This is a genomic window from Pantoea sp. B_9, from assembly GCF_008632015.1.
Lineage (GTDB): Bacteria > Pseudomonadota > Gammaproteobacteria > Enterobacterales > Enterobacteriaceae > Pantoea > Pantoea dispersa.
Genome location: NZ_VWVL01000001.1, coordinates 175992 through 198132, shown reverse-complemented (window position 1 = coordinate 198132; position 22141 = coordinate 175992). Strand labels below are relative to the sequence as shown.

The 22141-nt window shown below is 54.5% G+C and carries 19 protein-coding genes, 2 tRNA genes and 1 other RNA gene; 9 read left to right on the top strand and 13 right to left on the bottom strand.

What is annotated here, in order from left to right; genetic code table 11:
* Positions 1-36: 36 nt before the first annotated feature.
* The 3 genes from oppA to F3I21_RS00925 all read right to left on the bottom strand — a co-directional run bounded on the left by oppA (position 37) and on the right by F3I21_RS00925 (position 4689).
* On the bottom strand, positions 37-1677 hold the full coding sequence (oppA, locus tag F3I21_RS00935; protein WP_021510084.1) for an oligopeptide ABC transporter substrate-binding protein OppA: 1641 nt from the start codon (positions 1675-1677) through the stop codon (positions 37-39).
* A gap of 158 nt (positions 1678-1835) precedes the next feature.
* The gene (locus F3I21_RS00930; protein ID WP_058758641.1) at positions 1836-3470 is read right to left on the bottom strand and encodes an ABC transporter substrate-binding protein; all 1635 of its coding nucleotides are present in this window, start codon (positions 3468-3470) and stop codon (positions 1836-1838) included.
* A gap of 571 nt (positions 3471-4041) precedes the next feature.
* Positions 4042-4689 carry a YchE family NAAT transporter gene (locus F3I21_RS00925; RefSeq protein ID WP_031280216.1) on the bottom strand — a complete coding sequence of 216 codons (648 nt, stop codon included), beginning with the start codon at positions 4687-4689 and terminating at the stop codon, positions 4042-4044.
* Positions 4690-5133: 444 nt separating this feature from the next.
* On the opposite strand from F3I21_RS00925, the gene adhE reads away from it, so the two are divergent.
* Positions 5134-7812, top strand: a complete 2679-nt coding sequence (adhE, locus tag F3I21_RS00920) for a bifunctional acetaldehyde-CoA/alcohol dehydrogenase (RefSeq protein WP_150057947.1) — start codon at positions 5134-5136, stop codon at positions 7810-7812.
* 54 nt (positions 7813-7866) lie between these two features.
* On the opposite strand, the gene tdk is transcribed toward adhE, so the two are convergent.
* Complete coding sequence (tdk, locus tag F3I21_RS00915) at positions 7867-8487, bottom strand: thymidine kinase (protein WP_058757709.1); 621 nt, start codon at positions 8485-8487, stop codon at positions 7867-7869.
* A gap of 10 nt (positions 8488-8497) precedes the next feature.
* Between tdk and F3I21_RS00910 the strand changes: the two genes are divergently transcribed.
* Both F3I21_RS00910 and hns read left to right on the top strand, forming a co-directional pair.
* A complete protein-coding gene (locus tag F3I21_RS00910; protein ID WP_150057945.1) occupies positions 8498-8809 on the top strand; it encodes a hypothetical protein in 312 nt (103 codons plus the stop codon).
* Between the two features lie 82 nt (positions 8810-8891).
* A complete protein-coding gene (gene hns, locus F3I21_RS00905; RefSeq protein WP_031280215.1) occupies positions 8892-9299 on the top strand; it encodes a histone-like nucleoid-structuring protein H-NS in 408 nt (135 codons plus the stop codon).
* Between the two features lie 98 nt (positions 9300-9397).
* Here hns and F3I21_RS00900 read toward each other — a convergent pair whose 3' ends face one another.
* The 5 genes from F3I21_RS00900 to rssA all read right to left on the bottom strand — a co-directional run bounded on the left by F3I21_RS00900 (position 9398) and on the right by rssA (position 14908).
* Entirely contained in the window at positions 9398-10405 is a 1008-nt protein-coding gene (locus tag F3I21_RS00900) for an NAD-dependent epimerase (protein ID WP_058757710.1), read from the bottom strand.
* 14 nt (positions 10406-10419) lie between these two features.
* Positions 10420-11760: a UDP-glucose/GDP-mannose dehydrogenase family protein gene (locus tag F3I21_RS00895; protein ID WP_058757711.1), complete on the bottom strand. Its 1341-nt coding sequence runs from the start codon at positions 11758-11760 to the stop codon at positions 10420-10422.
* Between the two features lie 23 nt (positions 11761-11783).
* Positions 11784-12692 (bottom strand): UTP--glucose-1-phosphate uridylyltransferase GalU, encoded by a 909-nt coding sequence (gene galU / locus F3I21_RS00890; protein ID WP_021510076.1) that lies wholly within the window; start codon positions 12690-12692, stop codon positions 11784-11786.
* Between the two features lie 192 nt (positions 12693-12884).
* Complete coding sequence (rssB, locus tag F3I21_RS00885; RefSeq protein WP_021510075.1) at positions 12885-13901, bottom strand: two-component system response regulator RssB; 1017 nt, start codon at positions 13899-13901, stop codon at positions 12885-12887.
* Between the two features lie 101 nt (positions 13902-14002).
* Positions 14003-14908, bottom strand: coding sequence for a patatin-like phospholipase RssA (gene rssA / locus F3I21_RS00880; protein WP_021510074.1), 906 nt, complete (start codon positions 14906-14908; stop codon positions 14003-14005).
* 96 nt (positions 14909-15004) lie between these two features.
* Here rssA and F3I21_RS00875 point away from each other — a divergent pair, with 96 nt between their 5' ends.
* The 6 genes from F3I21_RS00875 to xthA all read left to right on the top strand — a co-directional run bounded on the left by F3I21_RS00875 (position 15005) and on the right by xthA (position 18116).
* Entirely contained in the window at positions 15005-15460 is a 456-nt protein-coding gene (locus tag F3I21_RS00875) for a YchJ family protein (RefSeq protein ID WP_040679954.1), read from the top strand.
* 57 nt (positions 15461-15517) lie between these two features.
* Positions 15518-16366 (top strand): formyltetrahydrofolate deformylase, encoded by an 849-nt coding sequence (gene purU / locus F3I21_RS00870; RefSeq protein WP_150057943.1) that lies wholly within the window; start codon positions 15518-15520, stop codon positions 16364-16366.
* Between the two features lie 144 nt (positions 16367-16510).
* Positions 16511-16595, top strand: a tRNA-Tyr gene (locus tag F3I21_RS00865).
* Between the two features lie 44 nt (positions 16596-16639).
* Positions 16640-16724 (top strand) — tRNA-Tyr (locus tag F3I21_RS00860).
* 40 nt (positions 16725-16764) lie between these two features.
* A non-coding RNA gene (locus F3I21_RS00855) (RtT sRNA) lies at positions 16765-16891 on the top strand.
* 418 nt (positions 16892-17309) lie between these two features.
* Positions 17310-18116 (top strand): exodeoxyribonuclease III, encoded by an 807-nt coding sequence (gene xthA / locus F3I21_RS00850; RefSeq protein ID WP_104189042.1) that lies wholly within the window; start codon positions 17310-17312, stop codon positions 18114-18116.
* Between the two features lie 33 nt (positions 18117-18149).
* Here xthA and F3I21_RS00845 read toward each other — a convergent pair whose 3' ends face one another.
* The 4 genes from F3I21_RS00845 to F3I21_RS00830 form a co-directional block, all read right to left on the bottom strand.
* On the bottom strand, positions 18150-18446 hold the full coding sequence (locus tag F3I21_RS00845) for a YnjH family protein (RefSeq protein WP_150057941.1): 297 nt from the start codon (positions 18444-18446) through the stop codon (positions 18150-18152).
* The gene (locus tag F3I21_RS00840; protein WP_150057939.1) at positions 18446-20368 is read right to left on the bottom strand and encodes a DNA topoisomerase III; all 1923 of its coding nucleotides are present in this window, start codon (positions 20366-20368) and stop codon (positions 18446-18448) included. Before F3I21_RS00840 ends, F3I21_RS00845 begins: the two co-directional genes overlap by 1 nt.
* A gap of 21 nt (positions 20369-20389) precedes the next feature.
* The gene (gene selD / locus F3I21_RS00835) at positions 20390-21433 is read right to left on the bottom strand and encodes a selenide, water dikinase SelD (protein ID WP_125310134.1); all 1044 of its coding nucleotides are present in this window, start codon (positions 21431-21433) and stop codon (positions 20390-20392) included.
* Positions 21434-21586: 153 nt separating this feature from the next.
* Complete coding sequence (locus F3I21_RS00830; RefSeq protein ID WP_058774609.1) at positions 21587-22138, bottom strand: NAD(P)H nitroreductase; 552 nt, start codon at positions 22136-22138, stop codon at positions 21587-21589.
* Positions 22139-22141 lie beyond the last annotated feature (3 nt).

The following is a 22141-nucleotide window of genomic DNA, read 5'->3' as shown; positions in this document are numbered from 1 at the left end:
GCCGCAGCACCGCCACTGTCGATAGCCTGAGTGCTATTAATGCTTAATGATGTACAGGTTCTTATCCAGGGTTTTATCCAGCGGATCGTTGCCGGTGTAGCCGCCAACGTACGGTTTCACCAGACGCGCGTTCACGTAGTAGTAAACCGGCACGATGGTGCTGTCTTTATCCAGGATCTGCTCTGCTTTCTGATAATCGGCCACGCGCGCTTTGTCATCCGCCGCTTTCACCGCATCGTGAATCACTTTGTCGAAGTCCGCGCTCTTATAGTGCGAGGTGTTACTGCTGCTGTCCGACAGCATGATGTTCAGGAAGGAAGTCGGTTCGTTATAGTCGGCACACCATGCTGCGCGGGAGACATCGAAGTTGCCCTGATGACGGGTATCCAGGAAGGTTTTCCACTCCTGGTTTTCCAGCTTGATGTTCACGCCGATGTTCTTTTTCCAGATAGACGAAGCGGCAATCGCCAGTTTTTTGTGCAGATCGGAGGTGTTATACAGCAGGTTGAAGGTCAGCGGTTTGTCGGCGGTATAACCGGCTTCGGCCAGCAGTTTCTTCGCTTCTTCGTTACGCTTGTTCTGATCCCACTTGTACCAGTCCGGCGGCAGCAGTTCCATGCCGTCAGTGGCTGGCGGTGTGAAGCTGTAGGCCGGCTGTTGACCCTGCGCCAGCACTTTGTTCACCATGATGTCGCGATCCAGACCCAGCTTCAGCGCGGTACGCACGCGAACATCGGTAAACGGTGCTTTCTGGTTGTTGATTTCATAGTAGTAGGTGCACAGATACGGTTTCACCATCAGCTCTTTACCGTTATCACGCTGCAGTTTTTTAAACAGCTCGATCGGCATGTTGTTGTAAGTGATGTCGCTGCCGTTCTCGGAGAAATAACGGTTCACATCGCTGACTTCGGAGTTGATTGGCAGGAAGGTGACTTTATTCAGTACGGTATGTTCGTTGTCCCAGTATTCCGGGTTACGCACCAGCGTCACGCGTTCGTTGATCACGTGAGATTCCAGTTTAAATGCACCGTTGCCGACCCAGTTCTGCGGCTGCGTCCACTGGTCGCCAAACTTCTCAATGGCGGGCTTATACACCGGTGACATCACCGCGTTAATCAGCAGCTTATCGAAGTACGGTACCGGCTCGCTCAGCGTCACTTCCAGCGTGTGGTCATCCAGTGCTTTCACGCCAAGATCGGAGGTCGGTTTTTTACCGGCGATGATGTCATCCACGTTGAGGATGTGGCCATACTGCGGGTAGCTCGCATAAGGCGAGGCGGTTTTTGGATCGACCAGACGCTGCCAGCTGTAGACGAAGTCCTGCGCGGTGACCGGCTCGCCGTTTGACCATTTGGCATTTTTACGCAGATGGAAGGTCCAGACTTTGTAGTCTTTGTTTTCCCAGCTTTCCGCGACGCCCGGAACCGGCTTGCCGTTGCTGTCGCTCACGATCAGACCTTCATACAGGTCACGGGCGATATTATCTTCCGGCACGCCTTCGATTTTGTGCGGATCCAGCGACTGCACTTCATCGCCATTGCCGCGCACCAGTTCCTGTTTCGCTGCCAATTCGGTACCCGCCGGTACGTTGGCCGCCAGTGCAGCATTCCCTGCCAGCGCGCCGATGGCCGCCAGTACGCCTGCGGCGATCAGGCTTTTTTTCGTGATGTTGTTCATTATTACGCTCCAGTTTTATTATCGTCACCGGGTCGGCTGACCGCCCGGCGTACCCCGTTTCCGGGAGATCTCCGCCTGTCTGCGCGAAGATCACTACCACCCTGCAGGGTTACCACGGCAACGTGACGCCCGACTGTAGCGCCGGATCGTCACATTACTCAATGTTTCTTTATGTAATAGTATTTCAGCGCCAGCATATCCTGCGGATCTTTGCCGCTGAAACCGCCCACCCACGGCTTCACCAGCCGCACGCTAACGCGGTAGTAAACCGGGATGATCGGTGAATCCTGATCCAGCTGTTGTTCCGCCTGCTGATAGAGCTGCGCGCGCTGCGCGTCATCAGCGGTGTTGAGCGTTTGCGCCATCAGCGCATCAAATGCGGCGCTGTGATAAAACGCGGTATTGATGGAGGAGCCACTCAGCAGCAGATTGAGGAAGCTGGATGGCTCGTTGTAATCCGCACACCAGGTGGCGCGCACCACATCAAACTGTGCCTGATGACGGGTCTCCAGTAGCGTTTTCCACTCCTGATTTTGCAGCGTGACCTGCGCACCGAGATTCTTTTGCCACATCGAGGCAGCCGCGATCGCCTGACGCTTGTTCTGTTCTGAGGTGTTATACAGCAGGGTAAAACGCAGCGGATGCTGGGCATTGAAGCCAGCTTCCGCCAGCAACTGCTTCGCTGCCGCGTTACGTTGCGCCTGCGTCTGCTGCGCCCACGCAGGCGTATTGAGAGCAATACCGTGAATAAAGGGCGGCGTCAGGCCGTAGGCCGGGATCTGTCCCTGCCCCATAATTTTCTGCGCGATGATGTCGCGGTCGAGCGTTAACTTCAGCGCGTTGCGTACGCGGACGTCGTCAAACGGCGCTTTCTTGTTATTGATTTCGTAATAGAAGGTGCACAGCAGCGGGCTGACTTTTACTTCATCTCCAAGCGCCTGCTGCAGCTTTTTGAACATATCGGGCGGCACCACGCTGTTGGTCATGTCGGTGCCGCCACTGCGATAGCGGTTTATATCGCTATTCTCAGAGGTGAGTGCCAGAAATACGCCTTCGTCCAGCGTGGTATGGGCATTGTCCCAGTAGTGCGGATTACGCTTCACCACGATCTGCTCATTCACCACCCAGTCCGCCAGCGTGTAAGCGCCATTACCCACGTAATGCCGCGGCTGTGTCCAGGCATCGCCCCACTGCTCTACCGCCGGACGATACACCGGTTTCATCGAAGTATGAGCCAGCATATCAACAAAATACGGTACCGGTTCGGAGAGCGTAACCTGCAAATGATGGTCGTCCAGCGCTTTCACGCCCAGCTGGGAAGGCGCAGCTTTACCAGCCAGAATGGCATCAATGTTGCTGATGTGCGCAGCCTGCAAATAGCTGGCGTACGGCGAGGCGGTGCGCGGATCGGCCAGACGCTGCCAGCTGTAGACAAAATCCTGCGCGGTGACCGGTTCACCATTGCTCCAGCGGGCATCTTTACGCAGCGTGAATGTCCAGATGCGGCCCTGCTGATTTTGCCACTGCTGCGCCACGCCGGGCACCAGTTGACCGTTGTTGTCGGTCTCAACCAGTCCTTCCAGCAGATTGCGAATCACATTGGATTCCGGCACGCCCTCGACTTTTTGCGGATCAAGTGAGGACACTTCGCTGCCGTTGTTAATAACGATGCGTTGCGTATCCGCTAATGACGTCCCGGCTGGGATCTCAGCGGCCTGACTTTGCGCCAGCGCACTGGAGAGGCAAAGCGCCAGAAACGTGCGCGCTGCCGTTTTCGCTACCATGCTTTTCATCAACCAATATCAACCTTCAACATAAACCTGATAGCAGTAAGCAAGAAGCGTACACATTTGTTGCTAGCAGATAAAAAATTTTGCGGTGAGCCGAAAATTATCAGAAGCGTTGCCCGCACGCCAAAGCTAAACCACAAAAATGTTAGCTGATTCTCTTTTATCACGTTGCCGCGCACAGGAAAAGTGTTAATTCTTGAGCAGAATTATCGATTAACCCACTGATAAATAATTAATTTCAGCCTGATTTGCACGTTAATTATTCGTTAATCAACTAACTTTATAATATTTACGAATATTGCTGCTTTTAATGCTGAAGCCCGGATATTTATTCAGATTTACAGCACAAGCTATAGAATGATACTGCGGATGATTTGCAGAGCAGAGGGATATACTGTGACGATTATCACAGTATTTTGAGACTCAGGCTGTGTGCGGGATAACACCAGTAGTAAAACTGATGCGGTCGGGCCGATATTAAGCGCGACAAATAAAATCACTATAATGGTGCAATATTTCATTTATTTGCACCATTCTGGTTCACAAAGCGCTTAGCGATAAAAAATAACCGCCGTTAATTCAGTAATCCTGGAAACAGGGCTTTCATTCCGGTCACGACAAATTCAATGCCCAGCGCCATGAGCAGCAGCCCCATGATACGCGTAATGACGTTGATACCGGTTTGTCCCAATACGCGCACCATCAGCGGTGCGGCCCGGAACAATAACCAGCAGCAGAAGGCAAATATCGCAATCGCCAGGGTAAAGCCCAGCAGATTTGGCCAGCTGTGATAACGCGAGCTCCAGACAATGGTCGAGCTGATCGCGCCCGGCCCTGCCATCAGTGGCAGCGCCAGCGGCACCACGCCGATGCTTTCACGAATCGCCGTTTCTGACTTCTCCTGCTTGTTCTGTTTGTCTTCACCCAGCTTGCCGCTAATCATCGACATGGCGATGGTGACCACCAGAATGCCACCGGCGATGCGGAAAGAGTCAATCGAGATACCAAACAGATGCAGGATACCGTCGCCAAGAAACAGCGAGGTCCAGAGGATAATCGCCACCGCCAGGTTCGCGGTCAGGTTAGTTTTATTGCGCTCCGCCACCGCCTGGTAGCTGGTCATGCTGATAAATACCGGAATAATGCCGACCGGGTTAACCAGCGCGAACAAACCCACAAAAAATTTAATGTAGCCAGAAAGATCGAGTAGCGCAGGGGTCACGGTGGGCTCCAGGTGATGGCGAAAAAAATCGCGCTTAATGTAGTGCAAAAGCCTGGCGAAACACCAGAGGCTAACGCAGAAATAAATGCTGCACTTAAAGCACTATCCCAGTTTATTCCGCTACTGTTAGCGCGATGTTATTGGCCTGCAGCGGGTCAGATCGGCTTTTGTAGCTGTCGACGCTAACTTTACTTGCAAAAGTGAGCGCTGAAAGGTGTCAGCTGATAGTTAAATTGATCTGCATCATAAATCGCCTACCCCATCAGGGGTAATCTTAGCCCATCGGAACTCAACCCTGTGACACAGGTCATCCTGGCGGAAAAACCTTTTTAGTAAGCAACGGCACGGGCATCGCCATCCTTAGCTATCCATAAGCGTAACGAGACTATACTTCTGGATTCAGGCTTGTTTACTAAAAAAGTTTAACTTCCTTAGGAGAGTATTATGGCCGTTACTAATGTTGCCGAGCTTAACGCACTGGTAGAACGTGTTAAAAAGGCACAGCGCGAATACGCCAATTTTAGTCAGGAACAAGTTGATACCATTTTCCGTGCGGCCGCCCTCGCCGCTGCCGATGCCCGTATCCCTCTCGCCAAAATGGCCGTTGCCGAATCCGGCATGGGTATCGTTGAAGATAAAGTCATCAAAAACCACTTCGCTTCCGAATATATCTACAACGCTTACAAAGACGAAAAAACCTGTGGCGTGCTGGACACCGATGATACCTTTGGCACCATCACCATCGCTGAGCCGATTGGCCTGATTTGTGGCATCGTGCCCACCACCAACCCGACCTCTACCGCCATCTTCAAGGCTCTGATTAGCCTGAAAACCCGTAACGGTATCATCTTCTCTCCTCATCCACGTGCCAAAGATGCCACCAACAAAGCGGCTGACATCGTACTGCAGGCTGCTATCGCGGCCGGCGCGCCAAAAGACATTATTGGCTGGATTGATGCGCCATCGGTTGAGCTCTCTAACCAGCTGATGCATCACCCGGATATCAACCTGATTCTCGCCACCGGTGGTCCGGGCATGGTGAAAGCGGCTTACAGCTCCGGCAAACCAGCGATTGGTGTGGGCGCGGGTAACACTCCGGTAGTGATTGACGAAACGGCCGATATCAAACGCGCGGTTGCCTCGATCCTGATGTCAAAAACCTTCGACAACGGCGTGATTTGCGCGTCTGAACAGTCAGTGATTGTGGTGGATTCTGTCTATGACGCCGTGCGTGAGCGCTTCGCCAGCCACGGTGGCTACCTGCTGCAGGGTAAAGAGCTGAAAGCGGTGCAGGATATCATCCTGAAAAATGGCGCGCTGAACGCGGCGATTGTCGGTCAGCCGGCTTACAAAATTGCTGAACTGGCAGGGATTAGCGTGCCGGTGAGCACCAAAATTCTGATTGGTGAAGTGAAACTGGTGGATGAGTCTGAGCCATTCGCCCATGAGAAGCTCTCGCCAACGCTGGCCATGTACCGCGCGAAAGATTATTACGATGCGGTGGATAAAGCAGAAAAACTGGTGGCAATGGGCGGTATCGGCCACACCTCATGTCTTTATACCGACCAGGATAACCAGCGCGAGCGCGTTAACTTCTTCGGCGACAAAATGAAAACCGCGCGCATCCTGATTAACACCCCGGCTTCACAAGGCGGGATCGGTGACCTGTATAACTTCAAGCTGGCCCCTTCACTCACGCTGGGCTGCGGTTCATGGGGTGGTAACTCTATCTCTGAAAACGTGGGTCCAAAACACCTGATCAACAAGAAAACCGTGGCCAAGCGAGCTGAAAATATGTTGTGGCATAAACTTCCGAAGTCTATCTACTTCCGCCGCGGTTCTCTGCCAATCGCGCTGGAAGAAGTGGCGACTGACGGTGCAAAACGCGCCTTTATCGTCACCGACCGCTTCCTGTTCAACAACGGTTATGCTGACCAGGTCACCCGCGTGCTGAAGTCGCACGGGATTGAAACCAAAGTGTTCTTTGAAGTAGAAGCAGACCCAACGCTGAGCATCGTGCGTAAAGGTGCCGAGCAGATGAACAGCTTCAAACCTGACGTGATCATCGCCCTGGGTGGGGGTTCACCGATGGATGCGGCCAAGATTATGTGGGTGATGTACGAGCATCCGGAAACCCACTTTGAAGAACTGGCGCTGCGCTTTATGGACATCCGTAAACGTATCTACAAGTTCCCGAAAATGGGTGTCAAAGCGCGCATGGTGGCCATCACCACCACTTCCGGTACCGGTTCAGAAGTTACGCCGTTTGCGGTAGTGACTGACGATGCCACCGGCCAGAAATATCCGCTGGCAGACTATGCCCTGACGCCGGATATGGCGATTGTCGATGCCAATCTGGTGATGGAGATGCCGCGTTCGCTGTGCGCCTTTGGGGGTCTGGATGCCGTCACCCATGCGCTGGAAGCCTACGTATCGGTACTGGCCAACGAATACTCTGACGGTCAGGCGCTGCAGGCACTGAAGCTGCTGAAAGAGAATCTGCCTGCCAGCTACCGTGACGGCGCGAAAAATCCTGTGGCGCGTGAGCGTGTTCATAATGCGGCGACCATTGCCGGTATCGCTTTCGCCAACGCCTTCCTCGGCGTGTGTCACTCCATGGCGCATAAACTGGGCTCTGAGTTCCATATTCCACACGGTCTGGCCAACGCCCTGCTGATTTGTAACGTGATTCGCTACAACGCGAATGACAATCCAACCAAGCAGACCGCCTTCAGCCAGTACGACCGTCCGCAGGCACGCCGCCGCTATGCTGAGATTGCTGACCATCTCGGTCTGAGCGCTGCCGGTGACCGTACCGCGCAGAAAATTGAAAAACTGCTGGCATGGCTGGAAGAGATGAAAACTCAGCTGGGCATCCCAACTTCTATCCGCGAAGCGGGCGTGCAGGAAGCTGACTTCCTGGCGAAAGTCGACAAGCTGGCGGATGATGCGTTCGATGACCAGTGTACCGGCGCTAACCCACGCTATCCGCTGATTGCTGAACTGAAACAAATCATGCTGGATACCTTCTATGGCCGTGAGTTCTCAGAAGCAGATAACAGTGTTGCCGCTGAGGGTGAAGCTAAAACCGTAAAGAGTGAGAAGAAAACCAAAAAGGCCTGATTGGCCTGATACAAAAAAACCCGCTGCGGCGGGTTTTTTTTATGCTGCGGCTATTCAGGCGTGAGGCAGTTGTGAACCGTAAATGGCGTTTAGCGAGCCGTCATTAATCGCCTGTTTATAGTGCTTGCGGCACACAGAGATATAGCGCTCATTACCACCGATCACCACCTGCTCCCCTTCGCTGAACGGTTTACCCTGCGCATCCAGCCGTAACACCATGCTGGCTTTGCGTCCACAGTGACACACGGTTTTCAATTCCACCAGCTTATCGGCCCAGGCCAGTAAATACTGACTGCCGGTAAATAACTCACCGCGAAAGTCGGTACGCAGACCATAACACAGCACCGGAATATCCAGATTATCTACCACGTCCGACAGGGCTTTCACCTGCTCACGCGTCAGAAACTGGCTCTCATCCACCAGTACACAGTGAACCGTCTGCTTCGCGTGCTGTTCCGCTATTTCACTTTCCAGGTTGGTCTGCGCGTTATATAAAAAAGCCGGAGACGAAAGACCAATACGCGAGCTGACTTTTCCGGCGCCGAAGCGGTCGTCAATTTCCGCGGTATACACCAGCGTACGCATGCCGCGCTCATGGTAATTGTAGGAAGACTGCAGCAGTGCGGTGGATTTTCCCGCGTTCATCGCTGAGTAATAAAAATAGAGTTGCGCCATAAAATGTCTCTTGTCACTGCCTGAAACTGTTGCGCGTGAGTCTATCATAAAGCTGCTGCACTGTTGCGATGCATTATTTTTATCAACTGCTCAAATTAACGCCATCATCATAGATCAGCAGCATCGTTATCAACATTTCGCACGTTATGTCAAAGCCGTCATCATGCAGCAATTTTATTCAGCATTATTAGCGCTGATGCCCGGGCGAAAGGGGCACAGCGGTATTTATCCCTGCAAAACCTGTGCTATCAAATCTATAAAAAGAATAATAAATAGCGCCTTAAAAAGCTTAACAACATTAACTTTACGTTTTGCTTTTTAATCTGGCTATTGCAGTTATTTTTCACCGCCACTATTATGAGGCGGCAGAACAACTCCATTTATTATATTTTGAGATTAGGACAATGAGCGAAGCACTTAAAATTCTTAATAATATCCGTACATTGCGCGCGCAGGCTCGGGAATGCTCTCTGGAAACACTGGAAGAGATGCTGGAAAAACTTGAGGTTGTGGTGAATGAACGTCGTGAAGAAGAATCTCTTGCCCAGGCGGAAAATGCCGAGCGCAGCCGTAAGCTGGAACAATATCGTGAAATGCTGATGGCAGACGGTATTGATCCAAACGAACTGCTGCAGGCATTAGCGGAAACCAAAGCGCCAGGTAAAGCCAAACGCGCGGCTCGCCCGGCGAAGTATGGTTACGTCGATGAAAACGGTGAGAACCGTACCTGGACCGGCCAGGGACGTACGCCAGCCGTGATTAAAAAAGCGATTGAAGAACAAGGTAAACAACTGGACGATTTCCTGCTGTAAGGAACCAGTGCTTCGCAGCATGCCAGCCCTGGCGCTATGCTCTGTTTTACACCGGGTAAGAAAAAAGGAAGCCGCTGGCTTCCTTTTTTTATCGCGATTTACTGCTGATAGAAGTCGCGGTACCAGTCAACAAAACGCTGCACGCCCTGCTCTACGCTGGTCTGCGGGCGGAAATTTATCGCGTCATACAGCGGCTGGGTGTCTGCACTGGTGCCTAATACATCGCCGGGCTGCATCGGCAGCATATTTTTCTTCGCCTCAATCCCCAGCGCTTTTTCCAGCGACTCAATGTAAGTCATCAGGCTGGTAGGCTGACTATTGCCAATATTGTACACGCGATACGGCGCCGAACTGGTGGCAGGCGAGCCGTTTTCCACCGTCCAGTTTTCATCTGCCTGCGGAATCACGTCCTGCAAACGCACAATCGCTTCGGCAATATCATCAATATAGGTGAAGTCACGTGTCATCTGGCCGCGGTTATACACATCAATCGCGTCACCGGCCAGCATCGCGCGGGTGAACTTAAACAGCGCCATATCCGGACGGCCCCACGGACCATAAACGGTAAAGAAGCGCAATCCGGTGGTAGGTAATTGGTAAAGGTGTGAATAGGTATGCGACATTAATTCGTTGGCTTTTTTCGTCGCAGCATAAAGTGATACCGGATGATCAACCGAATCATCCGTGGAGAACGGCATTTTACGGTTCAGGCCATAAACCGAACTCGATGAAGCATACAGCAGGTGGCCAATCTTATGATGACGGCAACCTTCCAGAATATTTAAGTGACCAATCAGGTTGGCATCAGCGTAGGCGTGCGGATTCTCGATGGAATAGCGAACCCCTGCCTGTGCGCCTAAATGGATCACGCGCGCAAAAGCATGCTGTTCAAACAGGGAAGAAATGGCCTGGCGATCCGCCAGGTCCATTTTAAGGAAAGTAAACGCGGGATGTGCGGTAATCTGGTCGAGGCGCGCCTGTTTCAGGCTGACATCGTAGTAATCATTCAGGTTATCGATACCAACAACCTGGTGACCGGCAGCCAGCAAACGCTGACTAACGTGAAAACCAATAAATCCTGCCGCGCCGGTGACCAGAAAATTCATACATCCCTCATTTATTACACAATTTGAATAGACGCTCCGCGGCCGATTGCATAATAAACGAAACCGCGTTTGCTGATACGCTCCGGATCATACAGGTTACGACCATCAAAAATCACGGGTTGTTTTAACGAGGATTTAATCACGTCGAAATCCGGAGCACGGAAGTTCTGCCACTCGGTGCAGATCACCAGACCATCGGCGCCCTGCAGCGCAGCTTCTTTAGTGCCGCACAGCTTCAGATCGTCACGATGGCCGTAGATGCGCTGGGCTTCTTCCATCGCTTCCGGATCAAACGCCTGCACCGTTGCGCCCGCCTGCCACAGTGCTTCCATCAGCACGCGGCTTGAGGCTTCACGCATATCGTCGGTGTTCGGTTTGAACGCCAGACCCCACAGTGCAAACGTCTTGCCACGCAGATCGTCGCCAAAGTGACGTTTAATAAACGTCGGCAGCTTGTTCTTCTGCGAATCGTTGACGTCTTCTACCGCCTGCAACAGGCGCGGGGTGTAGCCGATTGACTCTGCAGTGCGAATCAGCGCCTGCACGTCTTTCGGGAAGCAGGAACCGCCGTAACCACAGCCCGGATAAATAAAGTGATAACCGATGCGTGAATCAGAACCGATGCCCTGACGTACTTTTTCCACGTCAGCACCCAGGCGTTCCGCAAGGTTGGAAATCTCGTTCATGAAGCTGATTTTGGTCGCCAGCATGCAGTTAGCTGCATATTTGGTCAGCTCTGCACTGCGGATATCCATCAGAATCATGCGATCGTGATTACGGTTAAACGGCTCGTACAGTTCACGCAGCAGTTCGACCACTTCATCATTGTCAGTGCCCACCACGATACGTTCCGGACGCATGCAATCGTTAACTGCGGCGCCCTCTTTCAGGAACTCCGGGTTGGAGACCACATCGAACGCAATATTGGCGTCACGCTGCTTCAGCGTTTCGCTCATCACCGCGCGCACGCGGTCAGCGGTGCCTACCGGTACGGTAGATTTGTCGATGACGACTTTGTGATCGTTCATGTGCTGCGCAATAGTACGCGCAACCGCAGTCACATATTTCAGGTCGGCGGAACCATCCTCATCCGGCGGCGTGCCCACAGCAATAAACTGCATTACGCCATGGTTTACGCCCTCTTCTGCGTTGGTGCTGAATTTCAGACGCCCCGCTTCATAGTTCGACATAACCAGCGGCGTCAGGCCCGGTTCAAAAATTGGGATGATGCCCTTTTTCAGGCTTTCGACTTTCTTTTCGTCGACATCAATACAGAGAACGTCATGTCCGACTTCGGCCAACACCGCAGCCTGAACCAGACCGACATAGCCGATACCAAATACAGTGACTTTCATTGAATTATCCTGTGCTTAATGAATTACTTTTTGTTGCCTGCAACGCCGTCGAGCCACTGAGCGAAATCTTTGCCCAGTACCGGATGACGCACGCCATACTCAACAAAAGCTTGCATATAACCCAGTTTGTTACCGCAGTCGTGGCTCACGCCGGTCAGGTGGTAAGCTTCTACGGTCTCTTTTTCCATCAGCATGGCGATGGAGTCGGTCAGCTGCACTTCGCCGCCGGCACCCGGAGGGGTCTTCGCCAGCAGAGGCCAGATGTCCGCAGACAGCACGTAACGCCCCACTACCGCCAGGTTAGATGGGGCTTCCGAGGCTTTTGGCTTCTCAACCACGCCCACCATCGGTGCGCTCTGGCCCGGTGCCAGCTCTGCGCCCTGGCAGTCAACCACGCCGTAAGCGGTGACATCGGCAACTGGCTCAACCATGATCTGGCTGCGACCGCTCTCTTCAAAGCGCGTCAGCATTTCTGCCAGGTTATCTTTGGTTGGGTTAGATTCGTACTCATCAATAATCACGTCTGGCAGAATCACCGCGACTGGCTCATCACCGACCAGCGGATGAGCACACATCACGGCGTGACCGAGGCCCTTGGCGATACCCTGACGTACCTGCATGATGGTGACGTGTGGCGGGCAGATGGACTGGATTTCATCCAGCAGCTGACGCTTCACGCGTTTTTCCAGCATCGCTTCCAGTTCGAAACTGGTATCAAAATGGTTTTCGATGGAGTTTTTAGAGGAGTGCGTAACCAGCACGATCTCATTAATACCCGCAGCAATACACTCGTTCACGACATACTGGATCAACGGCTTATCGACCAGCGGTAACATCTCTTTTGGAATAGCTTTGGTGGCAGGCAGCATACGCGTACCCAGACCTGCAACCGGGATTACCGCTTTTTTTACTTTAGACTTATAGGCAGACATCAAATACCTCTCTTAATAGGCCGTTCAAGTTAATACTTGATATGTCGGTTTAAAAACGAAATGAGTATATCAGTTAGTGTCAGACGGATTTATCCTGGATGGAGTTAATCCGCGGAATTTAAGACTATTACCCAAGTGTAAAGCTAAGCTTTGGCCCTGTCTTTAACCCGCGGAAAATATAAATCTGAGTGGCTATTCTTCGGACGATAACATCAGGCGAAGCCGGCCGCCGGCTCCCCAGACGTGACATTGCCAGGCATCGGCGCGCTGGCTGATTTGATTAAGATGGGTGCTGCCCATAGTGCCAAGCGGCACGCCGTTACTGAGCTGGATTTGCTGAGTATTGATGTGCAGCGTGGCATTCAGACCGGCTGAAACCAGAATCAGATTTTTCAACTGACGATGATAGTAGCCCACCAGCAGCGGGAACTGACCGTTCAGGTTGGCCTGACGCAACAGCATATTCACCTGACGCAGCAGACCATTGAGTTCCGGCAGACGCTGCTTTTGCCCGGACAGTTGCTCCTGCAATAAACCGTTAAACAGTGCTCTGAGCAATAGTGCAGCCAGCACGCCGTTGTCGCCGGCACGCGTCACGTCCAGGCAATAAAACGCCAGATCTTTGTCCGACAGCGCGGCAATATCCAGCACCAGCCCCGGCTGTTCCGCCATGGTGAGTTGACGGTAGTTTATGCGGCAGCTGGCGATGGTTTGCTGGACAGGCGGTTGCAGCTGTTTGAGCAGCTTGGCGGCAGCGAGCGGATCGCGGACCAGGGCATCCCAGTCCTGAAACAGCTGTTCATCTTCTTCCACTTTCGAGGTGAACATCGAAGGATAGAGGCACTCAAACACCGCTTCACGGAAACGTTCCAGGTTTTTTAGTGGCTTGAGCAGCACGTCCTGCACGCCAAGGCGCAGCACGTGGGCAATATCGGCCATGTTCTGCGTGGCGGAGATGATCAGGATGGGCACGCTATTACCGCGAGTACGAATTCGCTCGACAAACTCAATACCGCCCATGCGCGGCATTTCCAGATCGCAAATGACCAGGTCCACCGACTGCGCGGCGAGTAAATTCAGGCCGTCGAGTCCGTCGCCCGCTTCGAACGTGCTGGCTCCGAGGCCAGTTAACAATGTGTCCAGCAATGAACGGAAAACGACCTCATCTTCGACAATGAGTATCTTTTTGCCGATTAGCGGTTTTTCCATTCTCTCCCCCTGCGTACCAGATATTTCAATAGTGGTTCATAAAACGCCGTTGCGCCTTTCAGAATTGGCTGAAGTCACAACCCCCGTGAATGAACAACTGATTATCTGCTACGGACCAGCGGTAATAGTTCATCCATTTTTTTCTCCACGGCGGCCTTGCCTGCCGCAATGGCCTCTTCAGCCCGATGAAAGTCCAGCGTTGAAATCTGCGGACAAAAAGGCTGAATCAGCACATCCGGCGGATCGCCTGCCATACGGTTACGTTTCAGGCGATTTTCCAATACCTGGATTGACGTTGACATAATTTCCATCGCGCCTGGAGACTGGCTGGCGCGTCGATGGGTCAACCCCATCAGACGCTGGCGCAGTTTTTTGCCCCAGCTCAGTGCTTCTGCCGCTGCCGCTTCTTCACCGCTCTGCGGCGTGACCGACAGCAGATCCTGCTGCATCAGGTGCGCATCATGTTGCAGGTCAACGGCAATCACAATGTCAGCGCCCAGCGCGCGGGTCAGCGAAATCGGCACCGGATTGACCACCGCACCATCCACCAGCCAATAACCATTGTAGCCAACCGGAGGCAATAAACCTGGCATACTACACGATGCACGCACCGCCTGGTGCAAATCCCCTTCGGTCAGCCACAGCTCGCGTCCGGTGCTGAGGTTGGTTGCCACCACGCCAAAGCGCTTGTCCGCGTCTTCGATGAGCTCGTTAGGGATCAGCTGACGGATATGGCTAAACACCCGGTCGCCGCGTAGCAGGCCGCCACGCTGCCATGAGAGATCCATCAGACGGATAACATCCCAGTAGCGAAATGCGCTGACCCACTTCTCCATCAACGCCAGACGGCCGTTGACGTAAGCAGAACCCACCAGTGCGCCGACGGAACAGCCGGCGACAACATCCACCTCAATACCGGCGCGCTCCAGCGCGTTGATGACACCGATATGCGCCCAGCCTTTGGCAGCGCCCGATCCCAGGGCCAGCCCAATCCTGACTTTTCTCATCTCACCTCGTGATCAACCTGATGCGTAGCTTCACGCTGGCCAGTCGGCTAACATAGCGCACACTTTCATTAACTTTAATCACTCTCAGGAGATGATGTGTCCGAAAAGTGCCCCTGCTGCAGCGGAGAGCAGTATAGCCTATGTTGTCAGCCCTTTCTGAACGGTCAACAAACGCCACAGCGCGCTGAACAGTTAATGCGCTCGCGTTACAGCGCTTACGTTAAGCAAAACGCCGCCTGGCTGGTAGAAACCTGGCATCCCAGCCAGCGCGTGGCCGGACTGGAGACGCTATTATCCGAAAGTTTCGCCACCACAGAATGGCTTGGCCTGAATGTAACCCGTTGTAATCACGGAAGCCATGAGAATGAAGCCTTCGTGACTTTTTTTGCGCGTTATCTCGAAAAAGGCCGTACCTGCAGCCTGTATGAATGTTCACGCTTTCTTCGCGAGGATCAACGCTGGTACTATGTCGACGGAACAACGCCGGAGTTAGGGCGTAACGATCGCTGTCCTTGTGGCTCCGATAAAAAATACAAAAAATGTTGTGGCTAATCTGGACAGATGCCCAACAGCTTCACCATTCATCGCTTTGACAGGACTCTGATCGAGATGCAAGCGCAAACCATGCAACGAAAAGTTTTACGGACCATTTGCCCCGATGCCAAAGGTCTGATCGCCAAGATCACCAACATTTGCTACAAGCACGAACTGAACATTGTGCAGAACAATGAGTTCGTCGATCACCGTACCGGGCGCTTTTTCATGCGCACAGAGCTGGAAGGCATTTTCAACGACAACACGCTGCTGGCTGACCTCGACAGCGCGCTGCCGACCGGTTCGGTACGTGAGCTGCACAGCGCCGGACGTCGCCGCGTGGTGATTCTGGTCACCAAAGAGGCGCATTGCCTGGGCGATCTGCTGATGAAGAGCGCTTTTGGTGGTCTGGACATGGAAATCGCCGCCGTCATTGGTAACCATGAAACGCTGCGTTCGCTGGTCGAGCGTTTTGACATCCCGTTCGTGCTGGTCAGCCATGAAGGCCTGACGCGCGAAGAGCACGATAACCGCATGACGGATGAGATCGATCGCTATCAGCCGGATTACGTGGTGCTGGCGAAATACATGCGCGTGCTGACGCCGGCGTTTGTGCAGCGTTATCCCAACCAGATCATCAATATTCACCACTCGTTCCTGCCAGCCTTTATTGGCGCCCGTCCTTATCATCAGGCCTATGAGCGCGGCGTGAAGATCATCGGTGCCACAGCGCACTACGTGAACGACAACCTGGATGAAGGCCCGATCATCATGCAGGACGTGATTAACGTCGATCACAGCTATACCGCTGAAGAGATGATGCGTGCCGGACGCGACGTGGAAAAGAATGTACTAAGCCGCGCGCTGTATAAAGTGCTGGGCCAGCGCGTGTTTGTTTACGGTAACCGCACGATCATTCTTTAACCACTGCGGCGCTGATTTGCGCAACTCTTCAGCGCCACGCGTAAAAAGTGGGCAAACGATTGAGTTTTTTACTGCGGGCGCTTTACAGACTGAACGCATTTGGTATGATGCGCCCCGCTTTCAGGCATAAAGATTCAGGCCAGTGGCGGGATTCCCGAGCGGCCAAAGGGAGCAGACTGTAAATCTGCCGTCATCGACTTCGAAGGTTCGAATCCTTCTCCCGCCACCATCTGAATCCATTCTGCGCCTGAATCTTCTGAGCTTCATATCCCTGGCGGGATTCCCGAGCGGCCAAAGGGAGCAGACTGTAAATCTGCCGTCATCGACTTCGAAGGTTCGAATCCTTCTCCCGCCACCATTCTATGCTGCACTCTTCTTCCAGCCAGTCAACAAAGCCAGTTAATAACACCTGGAGAAGGATGAGAAGCTTCGACCGAAGGTTCGGGTCGAACGCAGTGAGACAACGCGCGCAGCGCGGCCCGCAGGGTGAGCCGCTTGCGGCGAATAATCCTTCTCCCGCCACCATTCTATGCTGCACTTTTCACCAGACCGACATCTGAATTTACGCGATGCAGGTCGCCATCAATGGCGACCCTACAGTGATACGGACTCAAGTGTTACCCATGTGACCGGTTTGTACCCACATGCCACCCCTGCAGTGATACGGCCTGAAATGTTACCCATGTGACCGGTTTCTATTCTCATCGTCCCAGTTGTCGCCCGGATTGTAGGGTGCGCATTAATGCGCACCTGGATATTCACATCAACGCCCCCAGCTGAACGGCATCGCCTGTCTTACCCCGCTCTCCTGCGTCTCCCACTACAAATCACCTGCGTTCTGCCTCTTGCTCTTATCGTCACGCTCTTATGACGCAAGCCATGACTTTTGCCGCAAACCTGGTTACCATCGCCGCAACCTTTTGCGACGAAAAATGGCAGCGAAATGAAATTTGTCTCTTTTAACATCAACGGCTTGCGCGCACGCCCTCATCAGCTGGCGGCGCTGGTTGAACAGCATCAACCGGATGTCATCGGCCTGCAGGAAACCAAAGTGCACGATGACATGTTCCCGCTGGAAGAGGTCAGCAAGCTCGGTTACAACGTGTTTTATCACGGCCAGAAAGGCCATTACGGCGTGGCGCTGCTGACCAAAACGCAGCCGGTGGCAGTTCGACGCGGTTTTCCCGATGACGGCGAAGATTCCCAGCGACGTCTGATCATGGCAGAAATTCCCAGCCCGATTGGCGATATCACCGTCATTAACGGTTACTTCCCGCAGGGGGAAAGCCGTGACCATCCCATCAAGTTCCCGGCCAAAGAGAAGTTTTATCGCGACCTGCAAAGCTATCTCGAGCAGCAACTGGCGGCCGACAAGCCGGTGCTGATCATGGGCGATATGAACATCAGCAGTACTGACCTGGACATTGGTATTGGTGAAGAGAACCGCAAGCGCTGGCTGCGCACCGGCAAATGCTCTTTCCTGCCGGAAGAGCGCGAGTGGATGGACCGTTTGCTGCAGTGGGGACTGGTCGATACGTGGCGTGAGAAAAACCCGGAGACCGCAGATCGCTTCTCGTGGTTCGACTATCGCTCAAAAGGATTTGATGACAACCGCGGTCTGCGCATCGATCTGCTGCTGGCCAGCCCACCGCTGGCATCACGCTGCATCGATAGCGGTATCGACTACGACATTCGCAGTATGGACAAACCGTCCGATCACGCGCCAGTGTGGTCCAGTTTCAAGCTGTAACTGAACAGCGTGGCGCCTGCGCGCCACGCCCGCTTATTTAATGATTTTCCAAATCAGCGGATTGGTGCCCAGCACTTTTTCGTCACGCGCACACTGCAGCAGTACGCCTTCCGCTTTTACAACCGCACCTTCAGAATAGCTGCGGTTTTCATAGATACAGCACTGCAGGCAGTTGTTCTGCTGACGATTCTGCCCCTGCGTCCACACCTCCGGCGGCATATCCACCACCACATCAGTATTGCCCATTCGCGCGGGCTCCGGCTGGCGATTAGCCAGCGCGGCATGGCTGCATAGCAGCAGCCCACTCAGCAACATCGTTGCGTAACGCATTATTCCGTCTCCTTCGTTTTGCGCCGGGGCGTTTTGCCTTTACTGCGCGTCTTCGCTCCGGTCGCGGCTAATCCACGAAAAGCCTGCAGTGACGGCCTCTGGCGCGCCTCACCGATCAAACCAATTAAGGTACTGACCAGCGGCTGCATAAACTCATCATAGCGACAGGCTTTTTCACTGATGCGGGTAAGCGTTGACTCCCAGTGCGCCGTCATATCCGGCCGCGCGGCCATCTCAGGTAACGCATGAATCAGCGCCCTGCCCGCCTCGGTTGAGTGAATATAGCGACCTTTTTTCACCAGAAATGTACGGCGGAACAGCAATTCTATGATGCCGGCACGCGTCGCTTCCGTTCCTAAACCATCGGTCGCACGCAGCACTTTCTTTAATTCTTTATCCTGCACAAAGCGGGCAATACCGGTCATGGCCGACAGCAGCGTGGCGTCGGTGAACGGCCGCGGCGGCTGAGTCTGCTTCGCCAGCACCTCACCACGCTCACACAACAGCTCATCGCCTTTACTCACCACCGGCAGCGGCGTGCCATCATTCTCTTCATCGCGCTCTTTACTGCCCAGCAGCGCACGCCAGCCGGCTTCGGCAAGAAAACGTGCTTTGGCGACGAACCTGCCACCGCCGATATCGAGGTCGATGACGCATTTGCGAAATACCGCGTCGGGACAAAACTGCATCAGATACTGGCGCGCAATCAGACCGTAAATATTGGCTTCATTGTCGCTCAGGTCCACCTTGCTGGCGCGCGCCGTAGGAACGATGGCATGGTGCGCATCCACTTTTTTATCGTCCCAGCAGCGATTTTTCTGATCCGCATTGAAATCCGCTGGCAGCGACACGTCCGGCTGATGCGCCTGAATGGCGTTCAGCACCGCATGACGTCCGGCAAAATGTTCATCCGGCAGATAGCGGCTGTCCGAACGCGGATACGTAATTAGTTTATGGGTTTCATACAAACGCTGACAGCAGTCCAGTACCGTCTGGGCACTGAGGCCAAAACGCTTCGCCGCCTCGATTTGCAGGCTGGAGAGGGAAAATGGCAGCGGCGCCGTTTCTGACTCCCGCTTATCGTTGTAGCCGGTAACCCACGCCGGTTTGCCGTTGATACGTTCAAGCACGTGGTCAGCGAGAGGACGATGCAGTAAACGGCCCTCGTCATCCTGCCACGGTTCACAGGCATCGCTGGGGATCCAGCTGGCAACGAAGCGCTCCTCTTTTGGGGTGACGATGTGCGCTTTAACTTCGAAGTAATCCTTCGGCACAAAGTTTTCGATCTCTTCATCGCGCCTCACCACCAGTCCCAGCACCGGCGTCTGAACGCGTCCCACCGAGAGCACGCCGTCGTAACCGGCGTTGCGGCCCAGCAGCGTCCAGGCGCGGGTCATGTTGATGCCATACAGCCAGTCGGCGCGCGCCCGGGCCAGCGCCGAGACGCACAGCGGAATGAATTCACGGTTCTCGCGCAAACGGCTCACCGCGCGCTCGACCGCCGCAGGGTTGAGGTCGTTAATCAGGCAGCGCTGCACCTGCTGGCGCTTTTCAGCCGGCAGCTGCAGATAATCGAGCACTTCGTCGACCAGCAGTTGTCCTTCGCGATCCGGGTCACCGGCGTGCACCACCACGCTGGCTTGCTGCAGTAAGCCCTCGATCACTTTGAGCTGCTTCGCTACCGACGGGCGCGGCTGCAGGCGCCATTTATCCGGGATGATAGGTAAATCCGCCAGATTCCAGCGCGCATAGCGGCTGCCATAGCTGTCAGGCTGCGCCTGCTCCAGCAGATGCCCGACACACCAGGTCACAACCTGGTCATTACCACAGGCAATATAGCCGTCGCCACGTCGATGCGGTTTGGGTAGCACATCGGCGATGGCGCGCGCCAGACTGGGTTTTTCAGCAATAAACAAACGCATGAATGGCGTCGTTCCTTTACGTCAGGTGACTACAGTAATCAGTGGATGGGCGCGGTCGGCCGGCAGCAGCGAGCCAATCGCCGTGGCCTCGACGCCAGCCTGCACGGCGCACGCGTGAAACGCCGCAATAGCGTCAGGCTGTACCGCCACCAGCAGCCCGCCGGAAGTTTGCGGATCGCACAGCAGTGCGCGCGTGGCCTCATCCATGGCAGAAATGTGCTCGCCGTAGCTGGCGAAGTTGCGGCTGGTGCCGCCCGGCACCGCGCCGGCCGCAATGTACTGGTCCACGCCGGGCAGACGCGGTACCTGTGCGGCCTGCACATGTGCGCGCAGGCCGGAGCCCAGACAGATTTCACTCAGATGCCCCAGCAGACCAAAGCCGGTGACATCGGTCATGGCGCTGACGCCGGGCAGTTTAGCAAATTCCGCCCCTGCGCTATTGAGCTGGCACATCACCTGCGCCGCCAGCGTCTGATGCTCCGCACGCAGCAGCCCTTTTTTCTCTGCGGTAGTCAGAATACCGATGCCGAGCGGTTTGGTGAGAAACAGCTCGCAGCCCGCCTGCGCGGCGCTGTTCTTTTTTACGCGCGCCACGTCAACGATGCCGGTAACGGCAAGGCCAAAAATCGGCTCCGGCGCATCGATTGAGTGGCCACCCGCCAGCGTGATGCCGGCCGCCTGGCAGGCCGCGCGACCGCCTTCAATCACCTGCTGTGCCACTTTCGCGTCCAGCACATTAACCGGCCAGCCGAGAATAGCGATAGCCATGATCGGTTTGCCGCCCATGGCGTAAATATCACTGATGGCGTTAGTGGCCGCGATACGGCCAAAGGTGTGCGGATCGTCAACGATGGGCATAAAGAAGTCAGTGGTGCTGACCACCGCCGTGCCGTTGCCAAGATCGTACACGGCAGCATCGTCACGGGTTTCATTGCCGACCAGCAGTCGCGGATCGTGAAAGGCAGCCAGTTCGCTGTGCAGAATGGTCTCAAGCACCTGAGGTGAAATTTTACAGCCGCAGCCAGCGCCGTGGCTGTATTGCGTCAAACGAAGCGGTTCGCTCATGGCGGGTTCCTTGTGCGCTGAACAGAGAGGGCTATGTTAGCCTGGCTGCCCGCTGCTGGTAAGCGCTGTCGCCGCTAAGCGCGATCTTTCGCACAGCGACTGTGCAATCAGTGTCGTTGCATGCACCTTGCCGCAGAAACCCGCTGCTGTCTGTCAGAAATAACTGACAAACGCCTCGCTGTCGGGCGCAACCACGGTGGTATTGGCTTTCAGCTGCGGCGTACCGAGGTAGAGGAAACCCACAATCGCATCCTGTTCGCGGCAGCCAAAGGCGGCGCGTACCTGCGGATGATCGGTCCATGGCCCGCTGCGCCAGATGCCGTTAAAGCCCTGCGCGACGGCCGCCATTTGCATCGCCATCACCGCGCAGCCAGCGGACACGACCTGCTCCCAGCGCGGCACTTTGGCGGAGGCTTCGCAGTGCGCGACAACGGTAATAATCATCGGCGCGCGGAACGGCGACGTCCGGGCCTTCTCAATGGCTTTGTCATCCAGCTGGCTGTCGCGTGCGGCCTGCTCCAGCAGATGGCTGAAGCGTTCGCGCCCCTCATTTTCAATAATGATGAAGCGCCACGGCTGCAGCGTGCCGTGATCCGGTGCGCGCATACCCGCGTGCAGAATATTCTGCAGCACCTCACCGGCCGGTGCCGGCTCGGTCAGACGCGACGCTGAACGACGGTTTACCAGTAATTCGAGTGCATCCATCTT